We start from the raw sequence: 9,518 nt of genomic DNA on the forward strand, positions 1-9,518 counted from the left end.
CGTGCGATTGCGAAAACTACGGCTTTGCAGTAGTCTGCTTGAGGGCGCCATGTTCGGGTGGGACCCAGCCAAGGCCATCTCCAACCTTGTGAAGCATAATGTGAGCTTCGAGTTGGCCTGCGCGGTCTTCAAAGACCCGTTCGCCGTGGAATGGCAGGATGACAGTCAGGACTATGGGGAGGATCGTTTCTTGATCCTCGGCATGGTGGACGGGCGGGTGCTCCATGTCACCTATGTCGAGCGGAACGGCAATGTCCGCCTGATTTCTGCACGGAGAGCGGAAGCCTATGAGCGCCGATATTATCATGAAGCAAATGCCTGACACCGCCGGTCACGACTGGTCTCGATTGGACGCCATGACCGGAGAGGAAAGCCATGCGGCGGCCCTGTCGGACCCCGATGCGCAGCCTTTGACCCCTGAACAGATATCGCGGCTGCGCCGCGTACCACAGGTTCGGGTCATTCGTCGGGCTTTGGGATTGAGCCAGGAGGAATTTGCTGCACGCTTCCATATCCCGGTCGCGACCCTGCGCGATTGGGAGCAAAGCCGGAAGGAGCCTGATGCAGCCACGCGCGCCTATCTCAAGGTGATCGCCCATGCTCCCGATATGGTTAGTACGGCGCTTGGGAAACGGGAGACGTAGCCGGCAATCGACCGTGTTTCAAAGCACCCCTAAACGCAAAACCGGCGCCCCGTTGCCGGGACGCCGGTTTCACCACTCTCATACCAAGCCCAAACCCTTACGCGGCATTCACCTGTTCGGTCTGGGCCAACAGCGCGAAAAGGGCGTCGCCCGATTCCGCGCCGCGCAGCTTGTCACAAAGCACCGGGTCCCGCAGAGCGCGTGACACGCGTGCCAGGGCCTTCAGGTGATCGGCACCAGCCCCTTCCGGGGCCAGCAGCAGGCAGATCAAATCCACCGGCTGTTCGTCGATCGCCTCGAAATCAACCGGCTTTTCCAGCCGGGCGAAAATGGCCATGACGCCGGTCAGGCCCGGCAGCTTGCCATGCGGGATACCGATGCCGCGCCCCACGCCCGTGGTGCCCAGGCGTTCACGTTCCACCAGCACGTCGAAAATGGCCCGTTCATGCTGGCCGGTCAGGTCGGCCGCCTTCTTCGCCAGTTCCTGAAGGACCTGCTTTTTGGAGCCGGCCTTCAGGTTCGGGAGGATCGCCTCCGGCGTCAAAAGATCATTCATCGCTGCCGAAGGGGTCTGGAATGAAGGGGATACGGAACGTAGGGACAGAGCCATGGGGTACGCATCACCTTACTGTTTCACCGACCCGGCCGCCCCGGCAGGGTCTACCCAGCCGATGTTACCATCGGGCCGGCGATAGATCATGTTCAACCCGCCATGGGCGCGGTTGCGGAACATCAATGCCGGCAGCTCGCCAAGGTCCATGCGCATCACCGCGTCACTGACCGTCAGCATTTCGATGGAAGTTTCCATCTCCGCGACGACCACGCCGTGATGCCCGTTCCCTTCCGGAGCCGGCGCTTCATCCGCCGCATAATCGTCGGAATCCGTCTCCGCTTCAAGGATGTACTTGCGGGCGGCCTGAATGGGCAGCTGGTTCAGCGTGGTCCGTTCATGATGATCCTTCAGACGACGCTTGTAACGGCGCAGACGCTTGGCCACGCGGTCGGCAGCCTCGTCGAAGGCGGGATAGGGTTCCGTGGCTTCGGCGTTCGACTGCAACAGAATCCCGCGACCGACATGCACCTGGATATCGGCCTTGTACAGATGCGCATCCTTCGAGAGGATGACGGTCGCCTCCATAGGGTTCCCGAAATATTTTCCGACCATCGATGCCAGCTGATCCTTCACATGGGTCCGCAGTGCATCGCCCACATCCAGTTGCTTGCCTTTGACGGTAACTTGCATATTCGACCTGTCGTTTCAGGGCGCATGGCCTGACCCGAAGGAACCGTCATCCAGGAACCGGCATCCAGACCGGGAGTCCCAGGATGGGTATTCCTTCAGCGGCCAGCGCAGGGGTTACAACCCAAGGGCCTTTTCCCGACGGCGCTGGACTGAAGAAGGGATCTTCATGCCTTCACGATACTTCGCCACCGTCCGGCGTGCAATGTCGATCCCATCGGCACGCAGGATTTCCACGATTTTATCATCGGACAGGGTGTCATCTGCCTTTTCCGCATCGATCAGGGCCTTGATGCGATAACGCACAGCCTCTGCCGAATGGGCCGCCTGGCCGTCGGCACCCTGGATGGCGGAGGTGAAGAAGTATTTAAGTTCGAACACCCCACGCGGGGAGGACAGGAACTTATTGGTGGTAACCCGGCTGACGGTGCTTTCATGCATGCCGATGGCTTCTGCAATATCGCGCAGAATCAGGGGCTTCATGAATTGCAGGCCGTGCAGGAAGAAGGCGTCCTGCTGGCGCACGATCTCGGTCGCGACCTTCAGGATGGTGTTGGCCCGCTGATGCAGGCTTTTCACCAGCCAGCTCGCCGACTGGAACTGTTCGGCGATATATTCCTTGTCGGCCTTGCTGCGGGCACCCGTGTTCACGCGGCTGTGATAGCGCTGATTGACTAGGACGCGGGGCAGCGTCTCGGTATTCAGCTCCACGATCCAGCCGCCGCCGGGGCTGGCGCGCATCAGGATGTCGGGAACCACCGTCTGGACGGGTTCGAAATCAAAGGCCAGCGCCGGCTTCGGGTTCAGCACCCTGATCTCGGCTACCATGTCCGAGAGGTCTTCGGCGTCACAGCCGCAGACCTTCAGCAATTGCTGAAGATTGCGCGCCGCCAGCAAGGGCAGATTGGCCAGCAGCGCCTGCATGCAGGGGTCCAGGCGGTTCTTCTCCCGCAACTGGTTGCCCAGGCATTCGGCCAGCGTGCGCGCGAAGATGCCGGCGGGGTCGAAGCGCTGCATGCGCAGCAGCACCGTTTCCACCTGCTCCAGCCCGCAACCCAGCTGGACCGCCACTTCCTCCAGATTACCGGTGAAGTACCCGGCCTCGTCCAGATGGTCCAGCAGGGCGTAGGCGACCAGCCGGTCCAGCCGGTCTGGAAAATCCATCGTAATCTGTTCTTCCAGATGGTCGCGCAGCTTCGGCCTCTCTGTCAGGGTTGCCTCGAACCCCTCGCCATCATCATCGAATCCGCCCGACCGGGATGACCAGTCGCCAAACTGCTCTCCCGACCCCAGCCCCGCACTGTCCATGTCGGCGGCGGAGCTGTTGGTGTAAACATTTTCGAAATCGGTATCGAGCGGCGCATCGTTGGACCCGGCCATCCGGTCGGACGTGGCCAGTTCTACCGTGTCGGCCACCCGGCTTTCATTCACGGGGGTCGGCGCTTCCTCCCGGTCCACGCCCGTGGTGGGCGCGTCGTTCCAGTCATTGCCGTCATCGCGTTCCAGCAGCGGATTGCGTTCCAGCTCCTGGTCCACATAGTCGGCCAGCTCCAGGTTCGACAGCTGAAGAAGCTTGATCGCCTGCTGAAGCTGCGGCGTCATCACCAGCGACTGTGCCTGGCGTATATCGAGCCGTTGCTGGAGCGCCATTCTTGCCGAAAAACCTGTTCTGACGGGCTTATTTCTGCCGGTTGCACCAATGCCGGTTCAAAGGCCCGACGGTGGTGATCCTTGAAACGCCGCTGCCATCATCCCTGACGGCCACTCGGCTGGCATACCCCCGTCGGCTGTTCCCAGCGAGGCTCAAGGTACGATGCAAGACGCATGCCCGCAACAGTTAGGCCCGGCGAGGCCGAAAATTATTCCATTGCTTTCTGCCAAACCCTTGCTCCATCGGGCTTGCGGGATTTTGCTTGGCATGGTGTTCAGAATTGAATAGTTTAATTAAACTATGAAAGCAGCGCTCCTCATCCTAGGCATCCTGCATCGTGGGGATATGCATCCCTACGAAATCAAGCGACGCCTGACCCACGCCATGGTCGACCGCTATGTCGATATGGATGTCGGCACACTTTATTACGCGGTCCGGCAACTGGCCAAGGAAGGCCATATCCGGGCGGTGGGGGAGGAGCGGGTGGCCCGTGGTGGCGCGCGCACCGTCTATACCCTGACCGACAGCGGGCGGGACCATTTCTCCACCTTGATGGTGGAACAGTTCAGCCTGCGGCAGCCGGCCTTTCACCCCTTGCATCCGGCCTTGATGTTCCTGCACCGCGCCGACCCTGCCGCCATCCTGCCGCTGCTGACGGAACGGATGGCCGCGTACAGGGAGGGTCACGCCATGCTGACGGGCCTGCTGACCGGCATGGGCGGGATGCTCTCCACCGGCAGCCAGCTTCTCATGGAGCATTGCCGCGATACCGCCGCCCTGGAGGTATCGTGGCTGCAACGGGTGATCGCGGCGGTCCAGGCCGGTGCCCGCGATGCCAATATTTCCGGCCTGACATCGGCAGGCCTCATCCCTGCCGATTTCCAGCAACAGGCCCCCAACACGGAACCGAATGATGAAAACGCCTGAGGCCGCCGCCGCGCGCCGCGCCCTGTTTGCCAACCGCAATTTTCGCTGGCTGCTGGCTGGCGGGGTCATTTCCATGCTGGGGGATCAGTTCACGCTGCTGGCCATGCCCTGGCTGATGCTGAAATTGACGGGCGATACGCTGGCCCTGGGGCTGGTGCTAGCCATCATGGGGGTGCCGCGCGCCTTGTTCATCCTGGTCGGCGGGGCCTTGACCGACCGTTATTCCGCCCACCGCGTCCTGATGCTGACCAAGCATGTCAATACGGTGCTGCTGGGCCTGCTGGGCGCGCTGGTCTGGTTCGATACATTGCCGCTCTGGGCGCTCTATCCGCTGGCGCTTGGTATCGGGCTGGCCAGCGCCTTCTCGATCCCCGCCGGCACCTCCATCCTGCCTACCGTCGTGGCGCGCGGACAGCTGGCGGCGGCCAATGGCGTGATGATGGGACTGCGGCAGGTGGCGTTGCTGCTGGGCCCGGCTCTGGCCGGGCTGCTGATCGCCCTGTCGGCGCCGGGTGATGCGGCGGTGACGGGGGCGAAGGACAGCGGCACCGGCATCGCCTTCCTGCTGGACGCGGCCAGTTTCGCCCTGTCGGCCTGGACCTTGTCCAAGGTCAGGGCGGCCATGGCCGACCCGGCGGCGGCGGCCACGGGTCTGTTCCGCTCGATCGGGGAGGGGTTGCGGCATTTCTGGTCCGACACGCATCTGCGGGCCCTGTGCCTTTATTTTGCGGCGGTGTCGGCCCTGATCGCGGGGCCGGTGCAGGTGGGGCTGCCCGTGCTGGTGGATCAGCGTCTGGGTGGGGCGGGCCTTCTGGGCGCGGTCCTGGCCGCCCATGGTGCCGGCACCTTGCTGGGGCTGGCCGTGTCGGCGGCGCGGCCCTCCTGGCGGCTTGGCACGCTGGGCCTGACCATCCTGGCCGTCGATACGACCTGTGGCCTGCTGTTCCTGCCCACGGCCCTGGTCACGGCACCGTGGCAACTGATCGGCCTGCTGTTCACCGTGGGGGCGATGGCGGGTTTCCTGCAGGTCCGGGTCTGGACCTGGATGCAGCGGCGCGTGCCACCCGCCATGCTGGGCCGGGCCATGTCGCTGTTCATGTTCATCTTCATGGGCGTCGGGCCGCTATCCGCCGCCGTCACGGGCGCCTTGCTGCGGCAACTGACCGTGACGCAGATGATGCTGATTGCAGGCGTCAGCCTGATCACCCTGGCCCTGGCCGGCATGGTGCTGACGCCCATCCGGCACGTGCGCGACGCGGACGCTTCTTTACCATCGGCTTGAAAGATTGACCGATGGTCAATCTTTCAAGCCCTTCAATCGCCAGCGCCCACATCCGTGGGCTTCGGCTACGCCGCATGAGCGGCGCGGCGCCAGTCGGCGCCGTACCGACGGTCAAACATTTTGACCGTCGGTGTTACAGGCTGAACCGTTCGCCCAGATAGACGCGGCGCACATCCTTGTGCGCCACGATCTCCGACGGGGTGCCCTGCATCAGGACGACGCCGTCATGCAGGATATAGGCGCGGTCCACGATATCCAGCGTCTCGCGCACATTATGATCGGTGATCAGCACGCCGATGCCGCGTTCGCGCAGATGGCTGACCAGCTCACGGATCTCGTTCACGGCGATGGGGTCCACGCCCGCGAACGGTTCGTCCAGCAGGATGAAGTGCGGCTGGCTGGCCAGCGCGCGGGCGATTTCGGCGCGCCGCCGCTCACCACCCGACAGGGCCAGGGCCGGCGTGCGGCGCAGATGTGTGATGGAAAACTCGGCCAGCAGTTCATCCAGCCGCTGTTCGCGGATATCGCGGTCAGGTTCCACCACCTCCAGGACCGCGCGGATATTGTTCTCCACACTCAATCCCCGGAAAATGCTGGCTTCCTGCGGCAGATAGCCGATGCCCAGCCGCGCGCGGCGATACATGGGCAGGGAGGTGACATCCACCCCGTCCAGCGTGATGCTGCCATGGTCGGGCAGGATCAGGCCGGTGATGATGTAAAAGCAGGTGGTCTTGCCGGCCCCGTTGGGACCCAGAAGTCCCACCGCCTCGCCCCGGTTCACCGACAGCGAGATGTCGCGCAGGACAGGACGGCTTTTATAGGCCTTGCCGATCCGCGAAGCCACAAGGCCCGTATTGTCGGTGACCAGACGCGGGCCGGTCGCGGACTTGTCCTGGGTTGGCTGGGTCATGGCTTCTCGCTCCCCTTCGGGTTGGCGGGCGGGCTGGGCTGCTGCGGCATGCCGCCCTCACCCTGCCGGTTGGGAATGAACAGACCCTTTACACGCTCGCCCGTGGCAGGGGCGGTCGCTGGCGGGGCGGCACCCGGCGTACGGGATAGAATACGGCTGACACCGGACTTCAGGTCAACCTCTGCCGCAGGGCCGTTCAGCTGATTCTGGCCGCGCGTGACACGGACATTGCCGGTCAGCAGCGCACGCTCGCTATCCAGGTCATAGGTGCCCTTGTCGCCGCGCGCTGTTTCCGTCTTGGTGGTGATGACCACGCCGCCATCGGCATCGACGCGCGACAGGCCCAGCTTGTCGCCGGCATCGCGCGACAGCAGCGCCACCAGACGGTCGGCGCGGATACGGTCCTGCGGCCGGGCGGCCAGCGCGTCGCCCCGCGCGACCGCCAGTTCCTGCTCACGCCAATATTCCAGACTGTCGCGGGCCGTCACCGTCTCGGTCGGGGTGGTCAGGCGCAGGCCTTCGCCCGTCAGCACCGCCACCGACTTGTCCAGGTCATAGATGGCGCGGGAGCCGTGGGCGGTGCGGTCGGTATTCTTCAGCTGCACATTGCCTTCGGCCAGCAGGCGATAGACCTCGTTCCCGCCATCCTTGGTCTTGCGGAAATAAGCGGCCAGTGTGTCGGCGGTCAGGACCATGTCGCCCTGCGTGGCCGTGGCCCCGCCGCGCGCGATGGCGACCTGCAACTTATCGTGATATTCGAACCCGGCCGGGGCATCGACCTCGATCGGCTTTGATCCGCCAATCTCCAGCGAGGGGGTGGCGGTGGCGGGCGCGTCCGATACCGGTGCCTGCTGCGCCAGACCGGTGCCGGCGGCCAGCGCCAGACCCAGCGCCAACGGTGCCAGACGGCGGCCCCACCCGATATTCACCCGCATCACAGACTTCATGGTGCCGTTGCCCCCGGCTTGTCATTCGTTTGAGCCGTCTGGCCCGACCCCGCCCCAAAGGCCCGCAGCCGCGCATGGCCGGTGAAGACCAGCACATCGCCATCCTGCAACACGCGGAAGCCACCGGCCTCCACCGTTCCCATCGGCCCCTGGCCCTCCACGGGCCTGTTGCCCCAGGCGATACCCTTCTTCACGTCCAGTATGGCCTCTTGCGTGCGCAACTCATAGCCTGACCCGTGATAGAAGCTGACCGGGCCTTGCAGGGACAAAACCTGCTTGTCCTGATCATAGGCACCCTTGGCCGCCGCCATGGACAGCCAGGCGCCGCGCTTCAGCGTGATATCCGCCTGCGGCACCGTCAGGTCGACGGTGGACCGGCCCCCGCCCTGCTGTGCGGCGCGTTCGGCCCTGATCTCAAAGGGCTGGTCGCCCTTGTCGGTGCCCAGATAGCGGGCCTGGGTCAGTTCCAGGTCGCCCTGTGCTGGTCCCGGCTTCGACTTGTCCGACGATCCGCCGAATAGCGGCCAGATGAAGATGGTCAGCAGCACCACACCCGCCACCGCCGGAAGCGCCACCCGCGCCACCCGGACCGCCTTGCTGTGCGCAAACGGATCGCGTCCGCCGCCTGCCGGCAGGCGCGGCGCGGTGGGCCGGTTGGACGGGGCGGGGGCGGTGGCCATGGGTGGGGAAATGTCCTTGCGGATGTTCAGGTGTCAGGGGCGCAGCAGATGACAGAACAGGACGGCAATTCTGTGACGGGCCGCACAGGGCCGGCCCGCCATGCTGTCAGCGCGCATCAAGGTCAGTGCGAGAAGATATCGGGCTCTTCCCAGCCCAGCAGGTCCAGCTTGCCGCGCGCCGGCAGGAAGGCGAAGCAGGCCTCCGCCAGTTCGCGCCTTCCCTCGCGCTCCAGCAGCGCATCCAGCTTTTCCTTGATCTGATGCAGGTAGAGCACGTCGGAAGCAGCGTATTTCAGCTGTTCCTCGTTCAGGTCCGAGGCGCCCCAGTCGCTGGACTGCTGCTGCTTGGACAGCTCGATCCCCGTCATCTCCTTGCACAGATCCTTCAACCCGTGCCGGTCGGTGGAGGTGCGAACCAGCTTGGAGGTGATCTTGGTGCAATAGATGGGGGCGCAGGTGATGCCCAGCGCCTTGTACAGCACGGCGACATCGAAGCGCGCGAAATGGAACAGCTTCAGGACCGAAGGGTCCTCCATCAGGCGCTTCAGGTTGGGGGCCAGGGTCTGGCCCTTACGGATTTGCACCAGATGGGCATTGCCATCGCCGGACGACAGCTGCACCAGGCACAGCCGGTCGCGATGCGGGTTCAGGCCCATGGTCTCCGTATCGACGGCGACGACGGGCCCCAGGTCCAGGCCGTCGGGCAGGTCACCATCGTAAAGGGAGATCTGGGCCATGAGCTGTGTTCCTTGCTGGCAGAAATTATGTGCGCACTTCCCCTTATCGGTTGCCGGACCGTTCATCGCAAGGGGCGATGCCGCAAGGGTCCGATGCCGAGGCGAGGGGAAGGGCCAAAAACGCTTAAGGCCGCCGGGGTTGCCGGCGGCCTTAAGAGCGTTAATGCGGATGGTGCCCAGAAGAAGACTCGAACTTCCACACCTTGCGGTACAGGTACCTGAAACCTGCGCGTCTACCAATTCCGCCATCTGGGCGTATCCGAACCGCGCTTTCCGTCGTTGCCGATGGGCGGCGCGTCGTGGAGCGGCTGTATAAAGGGGGGCTTTGCGGGCGTCAACAGGTTTGTTGATTTTTTCTCGACGCAATTTTTGGCGCGCTGCGATTGGCCCAGAAACGCTTAAGGCCGCCGGGATTAACCGGCGGCCTTAAATGCGTTACATCGGAATGGTGCCCAGAAGAAGACTCGAACTTCCACACCTTGCGGTACAGGTACCTGAAA

Annotated in this window: 11 protein-coding genes and 1 tRNA gene; 4 read left to right on the forward strand and 8 right to left on the reverse strand. The window is 63.9% G+C overall.

Annotated features, from left to right (window positions below):
* Positions 1–49: 49 nt before the first annotated feature.
* Together ACODSP_RS19085 and ACODSP_RS19090 are read left to right on the forward strand one after the other, a co-directional pair.
* Entirely contained in the window at positions 50–322 is a 273-nt protein-coding gene (locus ACODSP_RS19085; protein ID WP_488967139.1) for a BrnT family toxin, read from the forward strand.
* The gene (locus ACODSP_RS19090) at positions 288–644 is read left to right on the forward strand and encodes a helix-turn-helix domain-containing protein (RefSeq protein WP_488967140.1); all 357 of its coding nucleotides are present in this window, start codon (positions 288–290) and stop codon (positions 642–644) included. The genes ACODSP_RS19085 and ACODSP_RS19090 overlap by 35 nt, the downstream gene beginning before the upstream one ends.
* Before the next feature lie 97 nt (positions 645–741).
* Here the strand turns inward: ACODSP_RS19090 and ptsN are convergent, their stop codons facing one another.
* From ptsN to rpoN, 3 genes are all read right to left on the reverse strand, one after another.
* Positions 742–1,200, reverse strand: coding sequence for a PTS IIA-like nitrogen regulatory protein PtsN (gene ptsN / locus ACODSP_RS19095; RefSeq protein ID WP_488967141.1), 459 nt, complete (start codon positions 1,198–1,200; stop codon positions 742–744).
* Positions 1,201–1,269: 69 nt separating this feature from the next.
* Complete coding sequence (hpf, locus tag ACODSP_RS19100; RefSeq protein ID WP_488967142.1) at positions 1,270–1,887, reverse strand: ribosome hibernation-promoting factor, HPF/YfiA family; 618 nt, start codon at positions 1,885–1,887, stop codon at positions 1,270–1,272.
* A gap of 114 nt (positions 1,888–2,001) precedes the next feature.
* On the reverse strand, positions 2,002–3,534 hold the full coding sequence (gene rpoN / locus ACODSP_RS19105) for an RNA polymerase factor sigma-54 (RefSeq protein WP_488967143.1): 1,533 nt from the start codon (positions 3,532–3,534) through the stop codon (positions 2,002–2,004).
* Positions 3,535–3,835: 301 nt separating this feature from the next.
* Between rpoN and ACODSP_RS19110 the strand changes: the two genes are divergently transcribed.
* Positions 3,836–4,462, forward strand: a complete 627-nt coding sequence (locus ACODSP_RS19110; protein ID WP_488967144.1) for a PadR family transcriptional regulator — start codon at positions 3,836–3,838, stop codon at positions 4,460–4,462.
* Complete coding sequence (locus ACODSP_RS19115) at positions 4,446–5,744, forward strand: MFS transporter (protein ID WP_488967145.1); 1,299 nt, start codon at positions 4,446–4,448, stop codon at positions 5,742–5,744. The genes ACODSP_RS19110 and ACODSP_RS19115 overlap by 17 nt, the downstream gene beginning before the upstream one ends.
* Before the next feature lie 133 nt (positions 5,745–5,877).
* Here ACODSP_RS19115 and lptB read toward each other — a convergent pair whose 3' ends face one another.
* The 5 genes from lptB to ACODSP_RS19140 all read right to left on the reverse strand — a co-directional run bounded on the left by lptB (position 5,878) and on the right by ACODSP_RS19140 (position 9,273).
* Complete coding sequence (gene lptB, locus ACODSP_RS19120; RefSeq protein WP_488967146.1) at positions 5,878–6,654, reverse strand: LPS export ABC transporter ATP-binding protein; 777 nt, start codon at positions 6,652–6,654, stop codon at positions 5,878–5,880.
* The gene (locus ACODSP_RS19125; protein ID WP_488967147.1) at positions 6,651–7,601 is read right to left on the reverse strand and encodes an LptA/OstA family protein; all 951 of its coding nucleotides are present in this window, start codon (positions 7,599–7,601) and stop codon (positions 6,651–6,653) included. Before ACODSP_RS19125 ends, lptB begins: the two co-directional genes overlap by 4 nt.
* Entirely contained in the window at positions 7,598–8,281 is a 684-nt protein-coding gene (gene lptC / locus ACODSP_RS19130) for an LPS export ABC transporter periplasmic protein LptC (RefSeq protein ID WP_488967148.1), read from the reverse strand. The genes ACODSP_RS19125 and lptC overlap by 4 nt, the downstream gene beginning before the upstream one ends.
* Before the next feature lie 122 nt (positions 8,282–8,403).
* Positions 8,404–9,018, reverse strand: coding sequence for a ribonuclease D (locus ACODSP_RS19135; protein ID WP_444735048.1), 615 nt, complete (start codon positions 9,016–9,018; stop codon positions 8,404–8,406).
* 170 nt (positions 9,019–9,188) lie between these two features.
* Positions 9,189–9,273, reverse strand: a tRNA-Leu gene (locus ACODSP_RS19140).
* Positions 9,274–9,518: the final 245 nt, after the last annotated feature.

This window comes from Niveispirillum sp. FG156 (genome assembly GCF_057809555.1).

What these genes read in the sequence shown, in the direction of transcription:
- ACODSP_RS19115 (WP_488967145.1), top strand. Translation starts at nt 4,446, where the DNA reads ATGATGAAAACGCCTGAGGCCGCCGCCGCGCGCCGCGCCCTGTTTGCC.
- ACODSP_RS19135 (WP_444735048.1), bottom strand. Translation starts at nt 9,018, where the DNA reads ATGGCCCAGATCTCCCTTTACGATGGTGACCTGCCCGACGGCCTGGAC.
- lptB (WP_488967146.1), bottom strand. Translation starts at nt 6,654, where the DNA reads ATGACCCAGCCAACCCAGGACAAGTCCGCGACCGGCCCGCGTCTGGTC.
- ACODSP_RS19125 (WP_488967147.1), bottom strand. Translation starts at nt 7,601, where the DNA reads ATGAAGTCTGTGATGCGGGTGAATATCGGGTGGGGCCGCCGTCTGGCA.
- ACODSP_RS19110 (WP_488967144.1), top strand. Translation starts at nt 3,836, where the DNA reads ATGAAAGCAGCGCTCCTCATCCTAGGCATCCTGCATCGTGGGGATATG.
- ptsN (WP_488967141.1), bottom strand. Translation starts at nt 1,200, where the DNA reads ATGAATGATCTTTTGACGCCGGAGGCGATCCTCCCGAACCTGAAGGCC.
- hpf (WP_488967142.1), bottom strand. Translation starts at nt 1,887, where the DNA reads ATGCAAGTTACCGTCAAAGGCAAGCAACTGGATGTGGGCGATGCACTG.
- lptC (WP_488967148.1), bottom strand. Translation starts at nt 8,281, where the DNA reads ATGGCCACCGCCCCCGCCCCGTCCAACCGGCCCACCGCGCCGCGCCTG.
- rpoN (WP_488967143.1), bottom strand. Translation starts at nt 3,534, where the DNA reads ATGGCGCTCCAGCAACGGCTCGATATACGCCAGGCACAGTCGCTGGTG.
- ACODSP_RS19085 (WP_488967139.1), top strand. Translation starts at nt 50, where the DNA reads ATGTTCGGGTGGGACCCAGCCAAGGCCATCTCCAACCTTGTGAAGCAT.
- ACODSP_RS19090 (WP_488967140.1), top strand. Translation starts at nt 288, where the DNA reads ATGAGCGCCGATATTATCATGAAGCAAATGCCTGACACCGCCGGTCAC.